Source organism: Legionella rowbothamii, from assembly GCF_900639985.1.
In the GTDB taxonomy this organism is placed as follows: domain Bacteria; phylum Pseudomonadota; class Gammaproteobacteria; order Legionellales; family Legionellaceae; genus Legionella; species Legionella rowbothamii.
In genome coordinates this window covers 379,748-401,360 of the sequence record NZ_CAAAIM010000001.1, presented here as the reverse complement: position 1 = coordinate 401,360, position 21,613 = coordinate 379,748, and the positions used below count along the sequence as shown (strand labels likewise).

The window sequence follows — 21,613 nt, the reverse complement described above, 5'->3', positions numbered from 1 at the left end:
AGGAAAATTTATAACAATGATTATAATGTGATCAAAAAGACCGTTCTGTACGCTTTAAATGGCCCGTTTTTTCGTATAATACCATTTGACTAAATCAGGTGAACTTCCTTCCTCGAGGTTATCCGCGCTGATGATTTCATTTTTACTTGTTTGAGACATGACCTCTTTAAGCTTCCATTCGTGATCAAGCAGCCCAAATGTCCAATATTCTTCAAATAGGGTTACATCAGCATCTTTGCTTATGATGTTGTCATTTTGCTGCTGAATACGTTGAGCGTGTGCGCTTACGCGGGCCGTAAATTCATTTTTTGATTTGTCGTCAAAACTTTTTACTAGAAGTATTTCTACCTTGCGTATGCAAAAATTACGGTATTCAATTGTTCTTCCCGAAGCTTTCCAGGTGGCGATTGACTCATTAAATTGTTCAACAATATCGGGATATAATTGTGCTTGAGTTTCAGTGCTTAATTCGCCGGCTTCAAAAGCCAAATGGACATTCGTAAACACCAAGCGGACGCGGTTAAGCATGGCTTGCTTATTCCAGATTTTGTTGCTTTGAACTAGGAAATTAAGCATACGATCGACTTGGTTTGATTTTTCTTGCACGTTTTTAGCGAGCCAAGGGCCTGCCGTACCTAAGTTATCTACCTTATCTTGATAAATTTTTTCAATTTGCGCGTCGGTAAAGAATTCACAAAAATTCTCTTCCTCTAAATAGTCCGATTCACGTGATTGTTCTATTTCACGCAGTAGCCAAGTAGCATCTTGAAGCTGGAAGGTCCAAAATTCCTGAAATGTTTGGGGCTCTTCATCACCACGAAGGTACTGTCTGGTGCGATCATCTACATAAAAGTCACGTGCGGAAGCGGTTATTAACGCAGTAAATTCTCGCTGGTTAGGTTTTTCAGTATAGCGAACATTCACGAAATCAATGTTTAAAATCTGCAGGCGATCCAGACGGTTAATTTCATGATTACGGATCATTCCGTCAATTTGTACTGTATGCTGTTGAAACAAATCAGGCATCAATAATTTTTTCATCGGGTCATACTTTCTTTTCATCCAACAATCTTGGAGGGAAAGAAAAGTTAAATGCACCATGCTTTTTAATGCATTGGGATCAACAGTTTTATCTTGCTTGGAAAGAAAGGTCAGTAGTTTTAATGTCTTTTCTGATTTGCGCTCGATAGTATTTCGAGAATAGCTGTAATCCAGATTGGTTCTTTGTTCTCGCGCGCTTTTAATGATGCTCCATATTATAATCCCCGCTATGATAAAGAAAAAGAATCCTCCATCATCACTATTACCACTGGAACTACTTCTAAAGCCCCCACCATGACCACCTCCATGACCGCCACCCCCTCCTTTATTATGAACGGCGATGCCTGCAGCAAAATAAGTATGTGGTTCATCCGTTTGTAAGTTATAAACAGTGGCTTTTGCCTTAATTTTCTTTATCGAGGTAATTCGCTCAAACCTTAACTGATTGGCTGCAAACGCATAAATTAAATTCCCAGGATGTAGTGTTTCCACAGTTTTAAACCGACCATTACCCACATAAAATGGATGTTCACCCGTTACTTTGATGGTTGAGCTTGGTGTGCTAATCACATAATAAGAATTTACTTGATGTTTCAGTACCTGCTTTACCTTAGTCGGAACAAGAGCACCATTAATTTCATAAGCCTGGACTATGTCGCCAGGTTTAATCGTGTTAATTGCTTTATTTTGCCCGTTAGCGAGTAAAACGGGAGTATTAGGTAAAAAACAACCTTTGTTATGAACTAGAACCCCATTTGCAAAATAGGTAGCCCCTGAGTCTACTAATAGATTGAATGCGGGTTTCTGGGCTTTAATTGGGTGGATGCCGTTAATGGCTAAAGGCTGCCATTGATGATTATGCCAAATGATAATGTTATCACCAGCTTTGAGGTTACCTGCTCGACGAAACTCTCCTGGTTTTATGGCAAAAAGATGCTCTTCGGTTACATGGATAACGCCTGTCGAAAGCGTCAACTCTAAGTAATTTTGGGGTGTTACTTGGCTGGTAGCGACGACTTTGGCTTTTTGATGTTTTCCTGCAATATTGCTCCAAACCCAATCTCCAGGACGTAACTTTTCTATCGCACGTTCGCCGTGAGGCGTTGCAATTAAGGTTCCTTGTTCAAAACAGCCGCCGCCACCGCGAGTCCATCCGTTAAGGCTAAATGCACATAAGAGGGTTAGTACTAAAAGAAATTGTCCCATCCTTATAGACTCAACCATGTAGTCCAGCAATTAGTCCCCCAAGAACAGAAGCGGCAATGATGATGCTGATGCCAATAATAACGGAAGAAACCACACGCCCATAGTATTCTGCAACTGCGGTATTGCCGCGCAGCATTTCTTTTGCTTCATCTATGTGAGGAGTGTTTTTACTGAGAATTTGAGGGACAATGGTTGATGCCATGAGCATTAACCCGCTACCGAGTATTGCTCCAAAAAAGGTGAATGATAGAGCCCAACAGATATTTATTAAAACTTGTGTAAGCATTTAGTTTACTCCATGGGATTTATATTTAAAGACTCACACATAACCCTGGGATCGTCAAGTATTTGTGGGCTTGACTAATGATTTGGTTTTATTCAAAGTGAGTAGAGAGATTTGTTTTAACTCAAGGAAGAAGAATGTTTTCTAAAAGACACAGTCATTTTAAACGTATCAAAGAGTTACGTGATTTATACCCTTTATTGAATGAATTACGGAATAAGAATAAAGAATTAAAGGAGTTAGTGGATAATAATGCAGGGAATCAGAGCTATAAAAAAAGCATTATCATTACTAATCTTTGTGAGCAATTGGATGAGATTATCCTACAGTTTGATTGCCTTCCTGCCTCACCCGAACGTATCATAGAGCTTAATAATATTCTTATATTAATCAAATTATTACAAAATGCTATTTCTAGTTGTTTGGAAAAACATAGGCTGGTTTTGAATCAGCCACGACCCACGTTAACCCATACTTTGTCTAAAAACAGTACGGAGGCAAGTTTAGCTGGCTCGGCTTTTCTAGGTTTTGTTACGGGTTCTTTTTTATTTGCGAGTGTGCCTTTGTTAGGGGGCGTTGCGTTGGAGTATGGCCTGACTCAATTGGGCTTTAATATGTCAATCACTGCTTCCGTATCTATTTTGGAACGGTTGGTTAGTAAATTGGAAACTATCCACGCGTCACTTACTTTTGCGCTTGATGAATTAAAAAATACCAGTCAGGTAATTGTGGCACCTTCAGCGCCACCCATGGATGAGGAAATGAGACCAGTTTTTAAATGAAAACTGGTTTCAATAACTAATGCAATTATTTAAGAATACTTGGCTAAGATAAATATTATGGGGTCAGCAGATCCGAATGACCGCGGTACCCTATTTTATCTCGCAACTTATGAGCCTAGGGGCAAGTAGCGGGGATTCGGCTGATGGATCACTTGTAGCCTTTATTCGCGTAGTATACGAGATTCGAAGCCTGTCATCAGACAAGTAGTGCTAATACGTTTTCAGGAGGGCGTCCAATAATTGCCTTTCCCTTATAGGTTATAATTGGCCGTTGCATTAGCACAGGCTCTTTTACCATGGCTTCCAAGACCTGCTCTTCATTTTCCAGGGATAACCCGAGCTCTTTAAAAATAGGCTCATTGGTACGAACGAAGTCTTTGAGGGCAAAATGTGTCCTTAAATCATTGAGCTGTTCTCTATTAAGCGGCATTTTCAGGTATTCGACAATAGCGAACTCAATACCTTTTTCTTGCAGTAAGGCTAAGCTTTCTCTAGATTTAGAGCATCTAGGATTGTGGTAAATAGTAAGTACATGCATGTTGTTTTTATAGTGTATTTAGATTTTAACACTATAGCATGTTATCTGGATAATAATCCTGTGATAGGGTACTCTTTATTCAGAACAGGAAAGACCTAATAAATTTAATGCATTTTCAATATAATCAGCGACTAAAGGCCTAGATAAGAGATACTGCCCAGTATGGTTCGTTAATTCTTGGCTTGCGAATTCAATGGCGTTATCCCATTCACTCACATCAAAATCTTCTCGCCCCAGATACATTAAGGCGACTAGGGTTACTTGCTGGTCTGGACGTAAATTATTAATAATGTTAACTGCTTCGTCATAAACAGCATCGTTTTTATAATCAGCTAGAACATAATATGCATCCATATCATCTGTTACTTCCGGAAAAGAAACTTCTTCCTTGGCTTGAAATTGGCGCATTTTATCCAGAATATTGCAAATCATGTCTGTATCTAAGTTGAGCATGTTAATACTCCTTTTAAAATTAGCGATGCTTCTGTTTTTTGCTTCCTTAATTAAATTTTAGAACAACATTGTGCTGTGAAAAGAGAATCAGGAGAATTAAGAGAAATAAAATGTTTTTTTTATAAAATTGTTAAAAAATTCCGAGGTTTAGATCTCCCATAATTATCACTAAAAATTTTCCCCAGACTACACTTGGTTCATCCAGGTTACATTCGATTTAGCCTGGATGAATAAATGCTCTATCGTTATTTAACAAAAACTACTGGTTTTTCAAAGTTATAAATAATTCCAAAGGCAAATTGTGCTGAGACTGGATAAGTACGTGAGCTTTTGTAGACTCCACCATTAGGTTCATAAACACGGCTATGGAATTTCTCATAATTGGTTTGGCTATAATCGGCCATTAAGGCCCATTGATTTGATAGGTTATAGCGCATTCCCACACCATAACGAATACCACTACGATTCGCCTTTGAACTGCGTATGGTTGGGTCTGAGTTGTGAAGTTCCACATGGCCATTTGCATAACCAATTCGCCCATAAACGATCGCATCCTTGGTTAATAAAACTCCGGGAAGAGCACTTACACCTTCACTATAGTGAATAGTAAATGACGATTTCTCGAAATTTTTGTGAATGTATTCTTTATTGACTAATCTGTATTGGAGGGAGCTGGGATTAAAATTAGCTTCGCCCGCTAAATAAAACCAATTGTGGGTCCAAGAATATCCGCCAAAAAAAGTGCCAAAAATACCTGCACCGGAAAAATTTTGTTCATCGATAACGTTAAAACTACCGTAATTGTCCAAAACATGAGTTTTTTGGGTAAATTGAGCATATTCAGGCCCGATACCGGCACCGATGTAGAATCCCGCAATAGATGGACTACTTAGAAGTAAAGAAACAACGCTACCACACAAAATTTTCCCTAACATAGCTATTCCCTAAAAGTGGTTAAATTTGCCTTTTTACCAATGCCTCACGGATAAGCGATGGGCATTGGCGGTGATGATTCTCTCATAGCCTAAGTAAAGCGATTCATTCAGGCTCGAGTGGTCTAGCCTACATAGGTAAGATTTACTAAGAATCCATTAGTGTAGAGGTGGTTTAATGAAATTCCGGTGTTCATTGTTTGGCCTGAGGCTTTTCCTAACGAACTTTTGCCCCAATCAGCAAATTCATAACCAATACCTACTTGGATATGTTCGGTTAATGATCGCTGAATGCCTGCACCTAGTGTATAGGTAAAACTTGTTTGAGTATGAGCAGAAAAGTTAGGATTTTTAATTGCTTCTTCAATAATTGGAACATTATTGAATGCGTATGCGTGATTAAATCCTACACCCACACTAGCGCTAATCCAAGGCATTACCATATAGCCCATATCTGCAAGCAATTTACCTTTCACTGCGAGATGAGTGTGCTGAAGTTTGTAGCTGTAAATGAAGTTATTAAATTGTGGATCAGCATCATCCCAGATTTCTCCTGATAAGCTTGTGTCTGTGGTTGCCCCGACAGCAAGCCCAAATTGAGTAATCAACGTTGGATTTAGGCTGTATTGTGCGCCTAAAAGAACTCCGAAATCAGCCATTGCATGAGTTGATTTATTTGCAGCGTAAGTTTTTTCGATATCTGAATCAAGATAGAACGATTGTGTGCTACCCCCACTTTGCCAAGCTGGGCCAACACTAAACTCTCCAAGCCATCTCCAACTTGGTTTTACTGGCCCCATGGTGCCTGCAAAGGCATTACCAATTAAAAAGCTCGTTGATAATGCTAAAACAAGTCTATTTTTCTTCATACCAAATCGTCCATATTAATTTTATAATCTGCAGATATGTTGCCTTTTCTACGTAGGTGGATTTAGACAATTATCATCTTTTTAATTCTAAAAGCAAAAGTACCACATTTTTGCTTTTAGAAACCAGAGTAATCGTTAAATTTTCTTTAGAGAAAGGTAGTTGGCTGCTTGAGCTTTTTGCGTTTATGGAAATAGCAATCCAATGCAAAAGCAATATCTTTATTTTCCTACGGAATGATTCTTTAAATAATCCATGACTTGTTGTGCATAGGCTGTAGTAAATGGTTTACGTAAAAATAAAATCATACCAACATCTGCGGCTTTTTGTCTGATATCGGAGTCACCATGGGAGGTTAGAGCAATAACCGGAGTGTCCTTATTTAAAGGACTGTGTGATTTAATGTGTTGAGTGGTCTCAAAACCATTGAGACCATCTCCTAGGCCAATATCCATTAAAATAAGGTCATACTGAGTTTGAGTCGTGCTTTGAATGGCTGACTTCCCGTCCTCTGCGATATCAACTATGCATCCCAAATGCGTCATATATGCTTTTACAACAAGTTGGGCAATTCGCGTATCTTCGACGATTAGTATTCGAATAGAGTTGAGCATTATTTGCCTTGTAATAAATCCAATAAGTCTAAGTTCTATTTAATGTAGGGGCGGTCATGCCCCATACTTTACGTTTTAGGTAAGGGTTCTCTGTGTATGCAAATTTCCGCCATTACGATGGAGTTTTGTATTTAATTCAAAAATAGCACCATCGCAAACGCTTACCATTTATTTTTAATTTTTACTGAGAATACTCTAATTTTCAAGAAAAGACTTCAATGGTTATTATTTAAAAGTAAAGGGCTTTTAAAAGGTAATGTACAGATAAACGTAGTGCCTTTATTAAGTTCACTTTGGACTTCAATTTCACCATCAAGCTCATGAATTATTTGTTTTACTACATATAATCCTAATCCTGCTCCTTTGTATTTATTCTGATTGGCTGGAAATAAGCGAAAGAATTTTTCATAAATCAGCAATTGCTTTTCTTCGGAAATGCCTATACCCGTATCAGAAACAATCAATTGCAGAATCCAATGGCGTGCATCTATCCGTTCACCTAAGCGAACCTGACAAGAGACATGACCTTGTTCTGTAAATTTAATTGCATTACTGATCAAGTTCATAATTAAGCGTTTAATACGATACGGATCACCAAGAAATACATCGGGGAGGGATTTGGGGTAATCTAAAGTTAAATCAATTTTTTTTGCCAGTGCGGTTGCTTGTTCTAACTTGACTACTTGCGAGATGGTTTCATGGAGATTAAATTTCATTTCTAAAATGGGAGAGTTTCCTGCCTCATTGCGGGTAAACTCAAGAATATCATTCAATAAATCCACAAATTCCTTTGCTGATTCATGAACCGTTTCCAAATACATTTTCTTTTCAGGATCGACTTCATTGGATGCCAAAAACTCAATCAAGCTATAAATTCCGCTAAAAGGAGTTCTTAATTGATGCTCCATATTGCGTAAGAACTCTGTTTTTGCCAGGTTTGCTGCTTCGGCTGCAATTTGGGATTTGGCGAGTTCCTCTTCCATTTTCTTCCGATCACTAATATCAAATGAAATTCCAAGAACCCCATCGACTTCTCCATTAATATTGAGTAGGGGCGCCTTTTTCGATAAGAATATGGATACTTTATCTGAGTTAGCGAGTTTCGAGGCTTCTTCACGGGTAATCACATCTTTTCGCTGCATTACACAGAGGTCCATTTCACGTAAAGATTCTGCTTCATGGCTCCAGGGCATGTCAAAATCAGATTTTCCAACCATATGTTCCGGATTTGAAAATCCGGCAGACTGTGCTTGAGCAAGATTGCAGCCCTGATAAATAGAATCCTTGTTTTTCCAATAGACGTGTCCAGGTAAATTGTTCAGTATATTAAACAGTCGGTGTTCCGTTGCTTCTTTATCGGCATGTGCTTTTTCTTCCAGTGCTTTACGCATAGTAATATTTATGGAAATTCCCGCCAAACCAATAATTTCGCCTGAGGCGTTAAACAGGGGGATTTTTTGCGTAAGATAAGCTGTTTTTTTTCCAAAGTTATCAGAAATTTCTTCTTCAAAAACACATATATTACCTAAGGTTAATACTTGCTTATCGTTTTCACGTATTATATTAGCTTCATCAATGCAAAGAAAATCATAATCCGAGCGGCCAATAATTTCTTTAGGTAAGGCTAGACCTAAGTATTTTGCAAAGCCTTTATTGCAATCAATGTAATTAAAACTCTTATCTTTCCAATAAATATGTGCTGGCATCCGTTCTATGACTTGACTGTACAAATCAAATCGTTTTTTCATTATCCTTTGTTTTTTAATTAACATGATTATCACTAAGTTGTTGAACATCATAGGCATTAAAGGCCAAATTGACGTATTGAGATTCGAGATATTCTATTTCTAACTTTAATTGGCTTGCATAAATATGTTTTAGAAAAAAGGTAGTTTGATTTTCTTTAGAGCAGCCCTCAGCCAATGCCATCTTTTTCATCTCATTAAAACGGGCTTGATGCATTGTGGTCAGTTCATTAGTCTCTAACTCACGATAAGGGTCTTCACGTAAATTTTGCAACCGTTTACCAGAGTATTGAGGGTGGCTTGCTGTATTTGCCAAGATTATTTTTAAAGGGCTTATTTGCATAATGCGTTGAATGTAGGAGTTAATGGTTTCTGTTGCATTAAGCACTAATCCTCTAACAACAAGACAATAGGGCATTTCTATGTCGATTGGCTGGGCTAAGTTGTGTTGTTTTAGTTCATTACCTTCAATTAAAAAGTAAATAATATCTACTAAATTTTGTTGGTTATCGTATCGCTTAGTAATTAAAATCATAGGGATTTTTTGTAAAATATTATGATGAAAAATAACCTCACTGCTTATATAGCAGGGGAGTACCGTGCGGTTTTCATCCGCAATCTTACATACTTGCGGTAACAGTTCTCCCAGACGCCAGGTGTCTGGAAGTGCTTGGCTAATCGTGATAATAAAGTCGCATCCTAATTTGCAAATTAATTGTTGGTACTTGTGTGTAAGACGTTTTGCTCTGTATTTAGATATTTTAAGTTCTCGAGCAATATACTCTATGTTGATGGCAATAGGAATATGATCGTCGCGGACATTAAAATGGGTCAAAAACCAAGAAAGAATGATAAAGACGATTTCACTATGGAGTGAAATTAATAATTGATGGCGATTTAAAAAGGACTCAATTTTTTCGGGTGCATCTAAATGTTTGTTATAACTAACGGAATGTTTTACGGCATCTTCCCAGTGAGAAATGTGTTCGCTTAGATGTGCTTTATAAGCTTTTATTTTCTCTAATTCATCTTTGAATTGATTTAAAGCACTTTCAGAATGTAGCCACTTATAACAAAGGTGTAGAATCTTATAGGCTCTGATTTGACACAAGTTTTCGCCTACCTGTGCGTCAAATGCAGTGAGCTGTCCGCTTAAGAATGATTCAAGTGCTGTAATTGCAAGTGTTACAATGACGTTTAAAAAATATAAATTATCAAGCTTCTGTTTTTTATGTAAAAGCTCGGCCTCTTCTGTCGAGTAGGGAAGCAGGGCTAATATGGTAACGTTCTGCTCTGTGAGAGAATTCATACGTGTTTATGCTCGTTAATTTTTTTGATGTATCTAAAATAAATGATCAGGAATGTAACTGTGCCACAAGTAATTAAGCTTAAAATGTAACCTGCGACGAGTAAATGATCCGCTTCGATTAATCCGTGGCATACAGTAAAAAACTGGATAACATTAAATCCTGCGAAGGTTAGTAAGGAAACGCCTTGTACTGATTGATGCCTTAAAATGGAGATAATTTGGGGGATAAATAAAAGGGCATTTGCAATTAAGCTGATTGAAAATCCAAAATTAATAAAAAGCTTGGTAACGTCCATTGGGGGTACATATCCTAATTACATGTAATAAATCATGTGAATACTTCACATGTCGGTTTTTTTCTAATTGTTACATATCAAAGAGGAAAATATAAATTAATATTTGAGATTTATTCATCTACCAGGCTTGATATATACTATATGTTCTAAAATAAACAAATAAATGTAGTCATGAAGAATCCACAGAAAATAAAGTGTCCTACTTGCGATAACCCCGATACCTGGAAACCAGAAAATAAATTCAGGCCATTTTGCTCTGATCGGTGCAAATTAATTGATCTTGGAGAATGGGCTAATGAGTCGCGAAAAATTCCTGGTGAGCCAGCCGATCCTTTTGCTTCCAGTGAGGAGTTTGATGAGCTGTAGCCGCATCTGCAAGTGCAAAAGAGCGAATCATTTGAGCCCATCAATAATACTCCCAAATACCACGATCAAGCCGCGGTAATTCGGTCTCTTTTATTATTATGTAGTGCTTAGGGCTAATGGAAGCGTTTGCCGCAATAGCAGCCTTGAAGTAAATATTGTGATTGAGCAAAAATAATTAACTTATTAAACTCTACTTAATGAGCACTCAACCAACGGCTAACTTCTTGCATGCTTTCATGAATCACTGCAATCGCCTGTTGATATAACTTTTCCAGCAACTCAGAGTGGCCTGTTTTCCAGTAGCGCTCAAGGTACTGGCAGGCTATTTTCATTTTTACGGTGCCAACATAAATTGCGCCCCCTTTAATCTTATGGGCTAGCTGCTGAGTTTTATCCCAGTCAAGAGCTTGATGGGCTTCCTCCATGAGCTGTAAATCTTTAGGTAATGAATCCTGAATCAAAAAGCTGAGCATTTCGGCCAATATGGCTGGATTGCCCGTAGTTTTAATTCCTTCGTCAATATCTAGTAGGGGAAAGTCAGTTAGATTAAATAAATGCTCTATTGTATCCGGCAAATCAGCCAAATAGTGTGCAGTTGGGGATTCGTCCTCTTTCTTTTGGTGCTCTGGGATGAACGCATCAAGAATATCTGAGCAGTTTTTTAGGGAGAGAGGTTTTGTCAGTACGGCATTCATTCCGGCTTCAATACAGAGCTTTTTGTTTTCATCACCAATATGGGCAGTCAGGGCAATGATTGGTGTGTGCGTTTTTCTTGGCAATTCTTGCATTCGAATTTGATGTGTTACTTCATAACCGTCTAGATCAGGGAGGCCGATGTCCATAAATATTAAATCATAGGAGCTGCTTTTACACAGGGCTACGGCTCGTCTTCCTGATTCTGCGATGTCGGTATTACAATTTAGCTTGCTGAGAATAGATTTAGCTACGGTTTGTGCAATGGGGTTATCTTCTACAACCAGAACACGAAACTCATGGGTACTTAAATCGCAATAAGATGCTTTATGTTCCTCGGTATAGTTGGGTATTTTCGAAGCCTCAAACTCCTCGTAAAGCCCTAAGTTATCATCCAGCAATGGTTCTTGTAATGGAATGATACAAATAAATTTTGAGCCTTTTCTGGGGGCACTTTCCAGATAAATTTCTCCACCAAGTTCATCAATAAACTGTTTTACCACTGAAAGTCCAAGTCCCACACCTTTATAAATTCCCTGGTATGACGGTGTAAGGCGAGTAAATTGAACATAAATTTCTTGCTGTCGTTCTAGGGGTACTCCTATCCCAGAATCTTCAACAATAAGTTTGATAACAAGTTCTCTGTTGTTTCGTTTGGCAAGCTCTGCACTGAGTCGAACAAAACCATTATTTGTAAAGTTTAAGGCGTTGGCTATAAGTTCAAGAACAATTCGATGGACTCGAGTTTTATCACCAATTAAATGTTCAGGAATTGATGAATCAAAATTCAGAGTAAGTTCCAGTTTTTTTTGAGCCGCTTTGGCTTTATTGAGATCGATAATTTGTTGTAAGGATTTTTTCAAATCAAATTTTTTCTTAAGTTTGGGGATTTCTCCTGAGCTTACAATGATTGCTTCTAATACTTCATCTAATAGAGCCAGCAATGCATGGCTTGAAGCCACTAAGTTTTCGACATATTCTTTAATTTGAGCATTATCGGACTTCAGCTTCAGTATCTCCGAAAAACCTACAATGCCGGTTAATGGCGTGCGTATATCATGACGCATGTTTTCTAGAAATTCGGTTTTGGCTTTATTAGCTATTTCTGATTTTTCCATAGCCGTTTTTAATTCAGCTTCAATTTTTTTTAAATAGGAAATATCAACAGTATTTCCAACAATACCGACGACATTGCCATCTTTATCCCATAACGGTCTTTTTGCAGAAAGATGAACCAATGTTTCACCATTGGGTAGCTTGTTGATTTCTTCGCGGGTAATTTCGACTTTGTTCGCCATGACTTCAAGATCATTCTTTCGATATTCATCAGCGGTTTCTTTACTGAATAACTGATAGTCTGATTTACCGATTACATCGGAGCGGTCAGTAATAAAGCTCATTTGATTTAAGCTTTGCGCACCTTGTTTGTTAACACCAGACCAAATACCATTTTTATCTTTCCAATAAATCTCACCAGGAAGATTATCGATGAGGTTTTTTAACTGAAAACTTTCTGATTCAAGTTGGCTGATTTTATTTTGTTGCACCTTGATGGTGAGTTCCAACTCTTTAACTCGTTGGAGTAGTTTTTTTACAGTAGGATCTTGGGACACTGTATTTCTCATTGGATTAATCTCACATGCAATTTTTTGCAAGGTATGTCTAAATAATAGTCAATACTTGACGGACTCTCAATAACCTCTTTTTTCACCGAATATTAGTTTTATTCCGGATTTGATCAAATAATGCTGCGTAAGTATAATAATTAAACTCAACTTTTGTTTCAAATGGTTGAGGTGGTAAGTGGGGTATATGGATATGAGCTTTTCGAATAGAAAGGTTTAAATACATCAAGTGACTATTTATCGCTTCCTGAAATTAATTTGCTGTTATGGATACTTTATCATTTTGAACATTAATTCCGCAAAAAAGTATTTGTATGGACATTTGTCTCCACATGGTCTAAGATATCCATATGATAGAGGAAGAGAAAAGGTGATTGATATGCATGCTAGTACAAGCCCCATCAATACAATCCCTGATGAAGTTGTATGGAAGTCGTTGTTTAATCTTGTTGAGCGTTTTGACCTTAAAGAGTCTGAGGCACGTATTCTCATGGGGGATATGCCGCGTTCAACCTATACTTCTCATCGGTCAAAGCTCAGCCGAGATCAGAAGGAACGTGTTTCTTATCTTTTAGGTATTTATAAGGATTTGCGCATTTTATTTGATGATGCGGAACAGGCAAGAACGTGGATTAATCGTAAAAATACTTTACCGCCATTTAATGGCTTAACCCCCAAAGAATACATGTTAGAAGGGGGAATAGTTCGTCTTGCGGATGTGCGAAAATTTTTGGACTTTTGGCGAGGATATTAAGTGCACTCATCAATCAATTATGAAAAAAATGTGCATCGACTTGTTCCTTCAAAATTTCCTCCCATATCCTTGTTTGATTGGGCTGACTCAGAGGAAGAGCTTGAGCAAATCGCTTTACTTGAAGGATTAACAAATGAGCGTATACAGGCTGAACTTGGCCGAATAAATTTAATCACAAAAGAAGATTGGATAGGGGGGCCTGGATCAACACCACTTATGGCGGCATTTACTCATATTGGCCAGCCCTCGCGGTTTACTGATGGGAGTTATGGTGTTTATTATGCTGCTTGCTCATTAGAAACTGCCATAAAAGAGACGGTTTTTCACCGTGAACGCTTTTATCATGCATCACAAGAAAAGCCTTGCGCGATTACCATGCGTGAATACATTGCCAAACTCAAAAAGCCATTAATTGATCTGAGAGGTAGTGAGTATAATGAGTTATTAAACCCAGATCCTATGTTTTACGATAAAAGCCAGGAATTTGGGAAAAAAGTTTATGATGAAAAGCATTGGGGTTTGCTTTATCCAAGCATTAGAAATGCAGAGGGGTTATGCATGGCGATTTTTAGACCTCCTGCGTTAACCTTACCTAAGCAAGGTTGTCATCTTCGTTACATGTGGGATGGGAATCGTATTTCTGAGGTTTATCAAGAGAGTAAGATCGCTAATTTTTGATATCTGGTTAACTGTATAAGTAGGTTGGGCCCATGGCCTCAACCTACAGGCAAGAAGCGGGGAGTCAACCCAAACACTGCTCATTAGCAAAACGCTCGGCTTCAGAACGCGTCTTATTCATACCGCCGCTGGAATAAGCAAAATTATAACTATCGATATAACATTGTAATGACTTTGTAGCATAAAACTTAGAAGCTTCATAATCGCTCAATCCAGTGGCAAAATTCTTTGCTTCCGAACGTGTCTTATTCATACCGCTACTTGTATAAGCGAACTTATAGGATAATTTAAACACATCAAGATATCCTGCCCGGCATAATTTTGCAGTAACCAGGTTGGCAAATTTTTCTGCTTCTGATGAGGTTGAGTTTAAACCATCGGAACCATAAGCCCACTTATAGGCCGCTTGAAATGTCTCAATTTTAGTTCCGCAGGTAATGTCATTAGGTAGACTAATCACTGCATCAAGTTGACTTGCCAATTCGTCCGCAATCTGTCGCTGCTCAGTGCTTAATAAGTAGTCAATATAATAAGCTTTCTCAGAAAGCTTATATAATTTTTCATATAAACTAAGGCTGCTTGTTGATGCTGTAGCGGTTATAGATAAAGAGCAGATCATTAAAAATAAGGGTTTTCTAATATTCATCATTTTCTTCCTTGCATAGTAATGAGTCAGTGGGGACTGAGAGGCATTTTCTATGAGATGAATAGTTTTTTCAAGGAGCGATATTTTATGGCCGTCATTGCGAATAATGTGAAACAGTGTAGGGGCTGTGCTTTAAACTCCTGGGGGCTTCTTCACTACATATCTTTCAATTAAATCAATAGAGTTAAGCTCCATTCATTAATTTAAATTCCGATGCTAGACTTTAATTTACGGCTTATTAATGCGAGAACTTTAAGGACAATTTTATTATGGATATAAGAACAAAAAGATTTGCTATCGCATTGACATTCTTGGCCTCAGAATCTGTGTTTAGTGCCATCACCTCAGGGCAAATTATTATTATTAATGGCCTAGCTAATGAAACTGGCTCAGGAACAGGAGCTACAGCATCAAGTATTAATGTTCAGGTTGTAGATGCTACGGGATTTTGTGCCACTACACGAACAGTGAATTATAATGGCTCAACAGTAGTTAAATGGGATTCTACAAAAGCACATTCGACAACTCAGTGCACAGGAATTGTCTCGGTTAAGATTACGCCGTTGAAAAGCCGTATAGGTAGTGTAAACACTATTGTCTACGATACAACAACGTCTACAACTGTACCTGCACCTACAGCAAGTGGTGCAACCACCTATATGGCTCCAACTAATCGGATGTCTAATTTAGTTCTTCTGATTACAGGCTCTGGTAATCCAAGCTCTAGCCAGGTCGTTTCAGGAACTGCATGGGGAATTAATGCTGCATCGACTCCTGTTTTTGATATAAAAAATGGAGAATTAACTACTGTTGGGGTGCCTGGTGGAATGGGTATGGCCGGAGTTCAAGCGGAGCAAACCGCAAAGCTTTATGGGGTTTTACCGTATATGTCTGAATAAAAAAGGAAGAGGGGTTGTTATGAATAAAAGAGAATGTCAATGTATTAGGTTAGCTATGGCTTTTTTTGTATTAATTTCTGGCACGGCATTTAGTGCTGTTACCTCAGGGAAAATTACGATTATTAATAGTTTGGCTAATGGGATAAATGTTGGTTCTACAGCTACAAGTATCCTGGTTCAGGTTTCCGATCATATCGGCGCATGCTCTTTGAAGCAGATGTTAAATTTTAATGGCTCACTTGTTGTAAAATGGGATGCCAAAAAAGGCCATTCTGCCACTCAATGCACCGGAGTTACTTCGGTTTCAGTAACCACTTTGCGAACAATTATCGGCTCAACGAGCACCATTATTTATGATTCAACTACAAGTACGCCAGTACCTGCAACCGACGCAACAGCTCCAGTGCATTATCTAGCTCCTACGGTTCCTGTAACTAATTTAGCTTTATTGATTACAGGAACAGGGATTCCTGCATCAACTCAAGTTGTTTCGGGAACCTCCTGGGGAATCGGTGCGGCAGCAGCCCCCGTTTTTGATTCAACAAATGGTAATTTACTCACTATGGGGATACCTGGTGGGGAGGGAATGGCTGCTGTTAGGGGAGAACCATATTAAGTTTAAGCCTCATTACAAATGTCCAGCATAAGGTCTCGGAGGGAGTAATTTCCTCCGCGTTATCTGATAGAGTTCCATTTGTTTAAGCGTTCTCTGTAGTTATCCCCTAGAAAGGCCTTCAGGTTGAGTTTCATGGGATGAGGTGGCGGCATCTAATTGAGTTTCTTGTGTAAATAGTTCCTGTGCAGCAAGGGCGGATACATTATTTGGCGTAGTTTGTTTCGTGTCCATGAGATCAACGAGTATTTTTAGGATATTGTTTAGCTCCTGTTCTTCATGTTAAGTGTAGGCTGTCACTTCAGCAGTCAGCTCTTTGCTATGCGTTCCTCATTTGTTTTTTTCAAGGCGTCTTCAAAGAGAACAAGCATCAGTCTTGCTGCTGTATCGGGTTCAACATTGGATCTTTGCTCAAAATATTCTATGGCATTTGGTAAATCATTTTTTAGTAAATAGAGTTGGACCATCAACGAATTATACGCGCCGTGTCGCTCGGTAGGTGGAGTTTGGTTGTTCCTCAAAGGGTTGAACAGTTTCATATCCCCTCAATAAAACCCCATGTTTAATATCCATTAATTAATCCGGCTGCTCGTAAAAGTCTAGACTGAGATAATTATAGAATATTTAATAGGCATAATGAGTTGTATGCGGTCTATTTTTCCTTGGCTGCATGCAATTCTACTGTATTTGAGGAACCCCCTCAATTATATTCAGGCTCTGTTTTCTTTGTTCATGTAAGTACGCCAATATGTCGGTGTCTTAAATGTTCTAACTGAGGTTCTAACCTTATCTAGAAAAGTAGGGCCAGGATCTTCTTTATCTGTTTGATAATTCGGATCTAACTCTTGCCAAAGAGGGGTGTTTTTAAAACCTAAATAATCATTATGCCCAATCACATATTCTATTTGTGGGTATTTTTTCTTTAAATGGCAGACTAAAAAGGCATTTGCTTTTACTTGGGCATCTGTTAGGTCATCTTTACCATCTATCCCACCGATATTTTCAATACCAATGGCATAGTGATTAAGGCCAATTACATGGCGTGCCATCCAATTATCGGGCATGAGTTGATAAATGCTGCCATCGCGATCGACTACAAAATGGCTAGATACATTTAATGCTCCTGGCAAATCTTTAGTGCGTGGGGAGTTTTGGGGAAACGCAGGTGAGTCAAATACACGAAAGGTTACTTTTAAGCTTGAGATACAGGTCCAATGTAGCACAATCATTTTGGGCTCAATCTCGATGGATTTAGAGTCTATTCCGTAATGATCCTTTTGATATTGCTGAGTTAAGGCAATACGCTCTTTACCGAATTGAATTGGAGCCTGATGAATCACTTGAGGTTTTTCACAAGAAAAAGCATGTGCAAATGAACTGATAAAACATAAAAAAAGTAGAGAGTTTTTCATATTAGTTTTTTAATACCATAAAATAAGCGTTTACATAGTCCGGTAAATGGCGATTAGCTTTGTAAAATGCTTCATTACCTGCGTATGTCCCTGTCAAAAAGTCGACTTGATATTGATTATGTGTAAAAGCACCGCCCGTATCTGCAAAAATACCTGCTCGCGTGATTAGTTTTCCTGAAGGATCGGGATATTGAACCATTAGTAATTTACCTAGACCAAATTGCTCAAGATCTGCTGCAAAGGTCACCTCACTATTTACCGTAATTTTGTGGTCTGCGTCTTTACCATAGCCTTTAATGCCATTAACCTGTTTAAAGTACCAATAACGTTCCTGCTGGTAAGGTGCTTTTGCTTTATCATAGGCAATGTTATTACAACGATGTACATTAAACACTTGAGTTTTATGGCCTTGATCGATAAATTCGACCACGACAGTGCCTTGTAGCAAAGCGGCTTCGAAATCAGCACGTTTTAAATAAGCTAAGACAGGAACATTTTTATTTACTAAAGCTCCTTTTATAATGGCTTGTTTACCATAATGAAAACGCGTTAATCCTGGCTTGGAATTGGCTTCTTCAAGCGATAAGGCTGCTTCATCTTGAGGAAGAGCGTATAAGGCAACAGGATAGGATGGACTAGGCTTAGACACCCCTTTTGCTCGATGCACGTAATATTTAGTCATCAAAATTTTATCTTGAGGCAGGTGTGCAAGAAGGGCTTTTTGAGCTTTAAGTGGTTTTGCTTGCGCTTGATCAGGGTACCAACGCACAAAGTCAAAATGTTGTTTCACAAACACTGGGTCATTTAATTTATTTTGGTTTTGGCAAATAAAGTTTAATGTTCGTTTCACTCGGATAAGAGGTATTTTAAAGACTTTACCCTCATGAATTACTTGAGAATCATAGTGTTGCCCTTTGTTTAAATAAGCTAGAGTTTCTTTCGCAGTTGCGCACAAGGCTGCGCCATTTAGTGTATAGCTTGGGGCTGGGAGTGGTTGGGTGGGAATAAATTTTGCTGCGGCAAAGCTTGTGCTACAAATGAGCATTCCCAAAAAGAAGGCTTTAAGATTCATTATTGATATAAATGGATGAAAAGCAAGATGATATCACATCTTAGGGGCGAGGTGGTTCAAAATCACAACCAAGGTCTTTTGATAGTTTGTTATCAATTGCTTCATTGAGCTCTTTTTTTAATGCTTTTTTAAATGATGATTGAACTCCAAAAGGTGTAATCGCATCTATTTGCCTATTAAAATCTTTTTTCCATGCCCGTATTAAGAGCAAACTCGCATTCCCTTTGTCATTGATTGCATCCTTCATAAACTTTATACAGCTAGAAACCACACCTTTTGCTTCCAACTTATGTTTGTATTCATCTGTTTTTAATAACTCTTGTAATACGTTGGGCTTGCAGCGTTTTAGCATTCCTTTTTCTAATTCGTTCATTCGGTTTATTAGCTGATTACCTTGCTCAATGTGCTGAATTATTTTTCCTTTTTTTCCTAAATATTCCTGTTTTAAAGCAGTCAATTGTTTGGATTGAACTTCTTGGTTATGTTGTTCAACTGCTGACTGTATTTCGGGAATATACTTAGCTGCTGGGCGTTCATTAAATACCTCAATATAACAATCTGAACCAAAAGGAGGATTGACCAATTCATACCCCCATTTTTTTTCAACAATCTTCGTTTGTGGATATTCATTAGGTGTGATGCGTGTCTTAGCCTCGTCAGTAAGTGTTTTTAAGTCTAATTGTGCACCGTAGACTTGCATTGATGTTGACGGATCAATATGCACACAATAATCTGAAATAATGCTCTCATTATATAATTCAATGCTATTTGAAGAGATGCAATGCTCGATTTGGTTGGGTAAAATTTCATCACCATTTTCAAGTATACGGCGAATGATCAGTTCTTTACTGTGCTGCAATGCATGGTCTAAGCAGATATCAATGGCTTGTGTATAACAGGCTCCTCCTTGAGTTTTTACCTCGAAAACGCTTCCGGTTGAAATGATGATGTCACGTTCTCCACTGATATTATCTGCATGAAAGGTCACTTGCTCATCTTTTTGTTGTGAAAATAATGAGTCGCCTCCATCATAATTAATATCATTTTTAGAGGCGGTATTTTTAGAAAACACATGGATTGCAGGTGGACTGCCGCTCTCAATAAATACGGACATGTTTAATAGCGTGCCATCTTGGTTTTTCACTGCAAATGAGCTTAATAACGCATGGACATTAGGCGTTAGTTTTCCTGCCATCGTTTCTATCTTACTTAAGATTGATTGAAATTCAGCGAGGGTTAATGGTTGTTTAGTGTAAAAAGAGAATTCGTGAGTAGAGATACGAGTAATGTTATTTCTTTTATCTTTTTTTAACTGATAACTAGTTGATCCAAGATCACAATTGATCATACCGTGATATTCATTCGCAAATGCAAGGAGGGTTGAAATATATGCCTGAAGCCGAGCTATAGGGGGGGGGACTGAGGTAGGGGGGGAGGAAACGGCTTCACCATAGGGGGCAAAAGGCGATCTTACGATTAAATCAGTAATCGCAACATTTTGATTCAATTGTTCCAATGCACTCTTTTGTTTCTGCGACACCTTATTAAGCAAGGGCTTAATCTGTTCAAGAGCGATGTACATACTGGCTAAGTCATCAATAAACATGAAAAAACCTTCCTACTAAGATGTTAAGTTCTAAACTTTGCGAGTTCTTTGTGCTTCCTTAACCTATTATAGTGGAGTAGCAAGATTTTTGTTCAATAATTGATCTTCTTGAGTTTACTCTGATTTGTAGAAATAAGTTTAAAAACAAAAATTTTTGTTTATTATTTTGTCAAATATGTAATAATCTAGCTCGACCTCATGCTTAATACATAGGAATTTTTTATTAAAAATGAGCATGGTATGATTAATTTAGGATAATGACTGAGACAAATTGATGAAATATAGTTTGCTTGATAAAGCTTATAAGCATTGTGTTCATAACGGTTATCGATACACAGAGCCGCGGGAGAGGGTGCTTAAAATATTAGTGAATGAAAATAAGCCCTTAGGCGCCTATGAAATTCTAGAAAAGCTTTCTCAAGAAGTAAAAAACCCCAAACCGCAAACGGTTTATAGGGCTATTCAATTTTGGCATGAAGAGGGATTTATTCATTGTATTGATAGTCTTAAATCTTATGTGATTTGTTTGCATGAGCATCATGTAGGCCAGACGCAATTTCTTATTTGTAACCATTGTGATTTTGTTCAAGAACTTGATTGCGCCACTGATATTAATTCCACATATAGCGCGGCGAATCAAATAGACTTTTCTATTAGCAATATAACTATTGAAATTAAAGGCTTATGTAAGAGCTGCAGAAATACTTAGCCCTTCTTCAATAAAACTAAGGAAGGGCTATTAAGGTAAGAATTATCTGACAAGAACATATCTGCCATTTCGTACCACATATTGATGACCATTATGGTAAACAACTTTGTTCTGATATGTAGCGGGTCTTCCTGTTACAACTCCAACTCCTGAACCAACTACATGACCTACAAATCCCACGCCTTGGCCCACAGTTTGAGCACCATATCTCACGCCATTACCTACAGTATTAACGCCGTACTTTATGCCATTACCTACAGTATTGGTTGTGTATCGTACGCCATTTCCCACAGTTTCACCGGCAGTATTCATTGTATTACAACCGGATAAACTCAAAACCGCAAGTAAAGCTGATGATGTAATGATTAATTTTTTCATTATTTTCCTCCATGAGTGTAATTCTTTAATGATCACACTTTAAGAATATAGTACAAATTTTATTCATTTGCCCTTGGGTTAGGATTAAGAGCTTAT

The 21,613-nt window shown here is 38.0% G+C and carries 25 protein-coding genes; 7 read left to right on the top strand and 18 right to left on the bottom strand.

Features of this window, described 5'->3' with window-relative positions; all coding sequences use genetic code 11:
• Positions 1-54: 54 nt before the first annotated feature.
• Positions 55-2,247 carry a polymorphic toxin-type HINT domain-containing protein gene (locus E1P08_RS01650; protein ID WP_165485056.1) on the bottom strand — a complete coding sequence of 731 codons (2,193 nt, stop codon included), beginning with the start codon at positions 2,245-2,247 and terminating at the stop codon, positions 55-57.
• 10 nt (positions 2,248-2,257) lie between these two features.
• Positions 2,258-2,533: a hypothetical protein gene (locus E1P08_RS01645; protein ID WP_133135280.1), complete on the bottom strand. Its 276-nt coding sequence runs from the start codon at positions 2,531-2,533 to the stop codon at positions 2,258-2,260.
• A gap of 134 nt (positions 2,534-2,667) precedes the next feature.
• Here E1P08_RS01645 and E1P08_RS01640 point away from each other — a divergent pair, with 134 nt between their 5' ends.
• Entirely contained in the window at positions 2,668-3,312 is a 645-nt protein-coding gene (locus E1P08_RS01640; protein WP_133135279.1) for a F0F1 ATP synthase subunit delta, read from the top strand.
• Between the two features lie 196 nt (positions 3,313-3,508).
• On the opposite strand, the gene arsC is transcribed toward E1P08_RS01640, so the two are convergent.
• The 8 genes from arsC to E1P08_RS01600 all read right to left on the bottom strand — a co-directional run bounded on the left by arsC (position 3,509) and on the right by E1P08_RS01600 (position 10,066).
• Complete coding sequence (gene arsC, locus E1P08_RS01635) at positions 3,509-3,850, bottom strand: arsenate reductase (glutaredoxin) (protein WP_133135278.1); 342 nt, start codon at positions 3,848-3,850, stop codon at positions 3,509-3,511.
• A 75-nt stretch (positions 3,851-3,925) separates the two neighbouring features.
• Entirely contained in the window at positions 3,926-4,303 is a 378-nt protein-coding gene (locus tag E1P08_RS01630) for a DUF3775 domain-containing protein (RefSeq protein WP_133135277.1), read from the bottom strand.
• A gap of 245 nt (positions 4,304-4,548) precedes the next feature.
• Entirely contained in the window at positions 4,549-5,238 is a 690-nt protein-coding gene (locus E1P08_RS01625) for an outer membrane protein (protein ID WP_133135276.1), read from the bottom strand.
• A gap of 122 nt (positions 5,239-5,360) precedes the next feature.
• Entirely contained in the window at positions 5,361-6,104 is a 744-nt protein-coding gene (locus E1P08_RS01620; RefSeq protein ID WP_133135275.1) for an outer membrane protein, read from the bottom strand.
• Between the two features lie 219 nt (positions 6,105-6,323).
• Entirely contained in the window at positions 6,324-6,716 is a 393-nt protein-coding gene (locus tag E1P08_RS01615; protein WP_133135274.1) for a response regulator, read from the bottom strand.
• Positions 6,717-6,931: 215 nt separating this feature from the next.
• Complete coding sequence (locus tag E1P08_RS01610) at positions 6,932-8,464, bottom strand: PAS domain-containing sensor histidine kinase (RefSeq protein WP_165485055.1); 1,533 nt, start codon at positions 8,462-8,464, stop codon at positions 6,932-6,934.
• A 13-nt stretch (positions 8,465-8,477) separates the two neighbouring features.
• Positions 8,478-9,770 carry a hypothetical protein gene (locus E1P08_RS01605; RefSeq protein ID WP_133135272.1) on the bottom strand — a complete coding sequence of 431 codons (1,293 nt, stop codon included), beginning with the start codon at positions 9,768-9,770 and terminating at the stop codon, positions 8,478-8,480.
• A complete protein-coding gene (locus E1P08_RS01600) occupies positions 9,767-10,066 on the bottom strand; it encodes a PQ-loop domain-containing transporter (protein ID WP_133135271.1) in 300 nt (99 codons plus the stop codon). Before E1P08_RS01600 ends, E1P08_RS01605 begins: the two co-directional genes overlap by 4 nt.
• Before the next feature lie 171 nt (positions 10,067-10,237).
• On the opposite strand from E1P08_RS01600, the gene yacG reads away from it, so the two are divergent.
• On the top strand, positions 10,238-10,432 hold the full coding sequence (yacG, locus tag E1P08_RS01595) for a DNA gyrase inhibitor YacG (RefSeq protein WP_133135270.1): 195 nt from the start codon (positions 10,238-10,240) through the stop codon (positions 10,430-10,432).
• Positions 10,433-10,626: 194 nt separating this feature from the next.
• On the opposite strand, the gene E1P08_RS01590 is transcribed toward yacG, so the two are convergent.
• Positions 10,627-12,750, bottom strand: a complete 2,124-nt coding sequence (locus E1P08_RS01590) for a response regulator (RefSeq protein ID WP_133135269.1) — start codon at positions 12,748-12,750, stop codon at positions 10,627-10,629.
• Positions 12,751-13,129: 379 nt separating this feature from the next.
• Here E1P08_RS01590 and E1P08_RS01585 point away from each other — a divergent pair, with 379 nt between their 5' ends.
• Both E1P08_RS01585 and E1P08_RS01580 read left to right on the top strand, forming a co-directional pair.
• Entirely contained in the window at positions 13,130-13,504 is a 375-nt protein-coding gene (locus E1P08_RS01585; RefSeq protein ID WP_133135268.1) for an MbcA/ParS/Xre antitoxin family protein, read from the top strand.
• Positions 13,505-14,182: an RES family NAD+ phosphorylase gene (locus E1P08_RS01580; RefSeq protein WP_133135267.1), complete on the top strand. Its 678-nt coding sequence runs from the start codon at positions 13,505-13,507 to the stop codon at positions 14,180-14,182.
• Between the two features lie 64 nt (positions 14,183-14,246).
• Here the strand turns inward: E1P08_RS01580 and E1P08_RS01575 are convergent, their stop codons facing one another.
• On the bottom strand, positions 14,247-14,831 hold the full coding sequence (locus tag E1P08_RS01575) for a hypothetical protein (protein WP_133135266.1): 585 nt from the start codon (positions 14,829-14,831) through the stop codon (positions 14,247-14,249).
• A 266-nt stretch (positions 14,832-15,097) separates the two neighbouring features.
• On the opposite strand from E1P08_RS01575, the gene E1P08_RS01570 reads away from it, so the two are divergent.
• Both E1P08_RS01570 and E1P08_RS01565 read left to right on the top strand, forming a co-directional pair.
• A complete protein-coding gene (locus E1P08_RS01570; protein WP_133135265.1) occupies positions 15,098-15,727 on the top strand; it encodes a hypothetical protein in 630 nt (209 codons plus the stop codon).
• A 19-nt stretch (positions 15,728-15,746) separates the two neighbouring features.
• Positions 15,747-16,343 (top strand): hypothetical protein, encoded by a 597-nt coding sequence (locus E1P08_RS01565; protein ID WP_133135264.1) that lies wholly within the window; start codon positions 15,747-15,749, stop codon positions 16,341-16,343.
• A 99-nt stretch (positions 16,344-16,442) separates the two neighbouring features.
• Here E1P08_RS01565 and E1P08_RS17605 read toward each other — a convergent pair whose 3' ends face one another.
• The 5 genes from E1P08_RS17605 to E1P08_RS01545 form a co-directional block, all read right to left on the bottom strand.
• Complete coding sequence (locus E1P08_RS17605) at positions 16,443-16,574, bottom strand: hypothetical protein (protein WP_278041910.1); 132 nt, start codon at positions 16,572-16,574, stop codon at positions 16,443-16,445.
• 74 nt (positions 16,575-16,648) lie between these two features.
• On the bottom strand, positions 16,649-16,879 hold the full coding sequence (locus tag E1P08_RS01560) for a hypothetical protein (RefSeq protein WP_133135263.1): 231 nt from the start codon (positions 16,877-16,879) through the stop codon (positions 16,649-16,651).
• Positions 16,880-17,050: 171 nt separating this feature from the next.
• Positions 17,051-17,752: an N-acetylmuramoyl-L-alanine amidase gene (locus E1P08_RS01555; RefSeq protein ID WP_133135262.1), complete on the bottom strand. Its 702-nt coding sequence runs from the start codon at positions 17,750-17,752 to the stop codon at positions 17,051-17,053.
• Between the two features lies 1 nt (position 17,753).
• Complete coding sequence (locus E1P08_RS01550; RefSeq protein ID WP_133135261.1) at positions 17,754-18,824, bottom strand: hypothetical protein; 1,071 nt, start codon at positions 18,822-18,824, stop codon at positions 17,754-17,756.
• 40 nt (positions 18,825-18,864) lie between these two features.
• A complete protein-coding gene (locus E1P08_RS01545; protein ID WP_133135260.1) occupies positions 18,865-20,430 on the bottom strand; it encodes a hypothetical protein in 1,566 nt (521 codons plus the stop codon).
• A 274-nt stretch (positions 20,431-20,704) separates the two neighbouring features.
• Between E1P08_RS01545 and E1P08_RS01540 the strand changes: the two genes are divergently transcribed.
• On the top strand, positions 20,705-21,139 hold the full coding sequence (locus E1P08_RS01540; RefSeq protein ID WP_133135259.1) for a Fur family transcriptional regulator: 435 nt from the start codon (positions 20,705-20,707) through the stop codon (positions 21,137-21,139).
• A 42-nt stretch (positions 21,140-21,181) separates the two neighbouring features.
• On the opposite strand, the gene E1P08_RS01535 is transcribed toward E1P08_RS01540, so the two are convergent.
• On the bottom strand, positions 21,182-21,517 hold the full coding sequence (locus E1P08_RS01535) for a hypothetical protein (protein ID WP_133135258.1): 336 nt from the start codon (positions 21,515-21,517) through the stop codon (positions 21,182-21,184).
• Positions 21,518-21,613: the final 96 nt, after the last annotated feature.

What these genes read in the sequence shown, in the direction of transcription:
- E1P08_RS01625 (WP_133135276.1), bottom strand. Translation starts at nt 5,238, where the DNA reads ATGTTAGGGAAAATTTTGTGTGGTAGCGTTGTTTCTTTACTTCTAAGT.
- E1P08_RS01560 (WP_133135263.1), bottom strand. Translation starts at nt 16,879, where the DNA reads ATGAAACTGTTCAACCCTTTGAGGAACAACCAAACTCCACCTACCGAG.
- E1P08_RS01545 (WP_133135260.1), bottom strand. Translation starts at nt 20,430, where the DNA reads ATGTTTATTGATGACTTAGCCAGTATGTACATCGCTCTTGAACAGATT.
- E1P08_RS01645 (WP_133135280.1), bottom strand. Translation starts at nt 2,533, where the DNA reads ATGCTTACACAAGTTTTAATAAATATCTGTTGGGCTCTATCATTCACC.
- E1P08_RS01590 (WP_133135269.1), bottom strand. Translation starts at nt 12,750, where the DNA reads ATGAGAAATACAGTGTCCCAAGATCCTACTGTAAAAAAACTACTCCAA.
- E1P08_RS01615 (WP_133135274.1), bottom strand. Translation starts at nt 6,716, where the DNA reads ATGCTCAACTCTATTCGAATACTAATCGTCGAAGATACGCGAATTGCC.
- E1P08_RS01610 (WP_165485055.1), bottom strand. Translation starts at nt 8,464, where the DNA reads ATGAAAAAACGATTTGATTTGTACAGTCAAGTCATAGAACGGATGCCA.
- arsC (WP_133135278.1), bottom strand. Translation starts at nt 3,850, where the DNA reads ATGCATGTACTTACTATTTACCACAATCCTAGATGCTCTAAATCTAGA.
- yacG (WP_133135270.1), top strand. Translation starts at nt 10,238, where the DNA reads ATGAAGAATCCACAGAAAATAAAGTGTCCTACTTGCGATAACCCCGAT.
- E1P08_RS01600 (WP_133135271.1), bottom strand. Translation starts at nt 10,066, where the DNA reads ATGGACGTTACCAAGCTTTTTATTAATTTTGGATTTTCAATCAGCTTA.
- E1P08_RS01575 (WP_133135266.1), bottom strand. Translation starts at nt 14,831, where the DNA reads ATGATGAATATTAGAAAACCCTTATTTTTAATGATCTGCTCTTTATCT.
- E1P08_RS01565 (WP_133135264.1), top strand. Translation starts at nt 15,747, where the DNA reads ATGAATAAAAGAGAATGTCAATGTATTAGGTTAGCTATGGCTTTTTTT.
- E1P08_RS01555 (WP_133135262.1), bottom strand. Translation starts at nt 17,752, where the DNA reads ATGAAAAACTCTCTACTTTTTTTATGTTTTATCAGTTCATTTGCACAT.
- E1P08_RS01620 (WP_133135275.1), bottom strand. Translation starts at nt 6,104, where the DNA reads ATGAAGAAAAATAGACTTGTTTTAGCATTATCAACGAGCTTTTTAATT.
- E1P08_RS01640 (WP_133135279.1), top strand. Translation starts at nt 2,668, where the DNA reads ATGTTTTCTAAAAGACACAGTCATTTTAAACGTATCAAAGAGTTACGT.
- E1P08_RS01535 (WP_133135258.1), bottom strand. Translation starts at nt 21,517, where the DNA reads ATGAAAAAATTAATCATTACATCATCAGCTTTACTTGCGGTTTTGAGT.
- E1P08_RS01650 (WP_165485056.1), bottom strand. Translation starts at nt 2,247, where the DNA reads ATGGGACAATTTCTTTTAGTACTAACCCTCTTATGTGCATTTAGCCTT.
- E1P08_RS01630 (WP_133135277.1), bottom strand. Translation starts at nt 4,303, where the DNA reads ATGCTCAACTTAGATACAGACATGATTTGCAATATTCTGGATAAAATG.
- E1P08_RS01585 (WP_133135268.1), top strand. Translation starts at nt 13,130, where the DNA reads ATGCATGCTAGTACAAGCCCCATCAATACAATCCCTGATGAAGTTGTA.
- E1P08_RS01540 (WP_133135259.1), top strand. Translation starts at nt 20,705, where the DNA reads ATGAAATATAGTTTGCTTGATAAAGCTTATAAGCATTGTGTTCATAAC.
- E1P08_RS01605 (WP_133135272.1), bottom strand. Translation starts at nt 9,770, where the DNA reads ATGAATTCTCTCACAGAGCAGAACGTTACCATATTAGCCCTGCTTCCC.
- E1P08_RS01550 (WP_133135261.1), bottom strand. Translation starts at nt 18,824, where the DNA reads ATGAATCTTAAAGCCTTCTTTTTGGGAATGCTCATTTGTAGCACAAGC.
- E1P08_RS01570 (WP_133135265.1), top strand. Translation starts at nt 15,098, where the DNA reads ATGGATATAAGAACAAAAAGATTTGCTATCGCATTGACATTCTTGGCC.
- E1P08_RS17605 (WP_278041910.1), bottom strand. Translation starts at nt 16,574, where the DNA reads ATGGACACGAAACAAACTACGCCAAATAATGTATCCGCCCTTGCTGCA.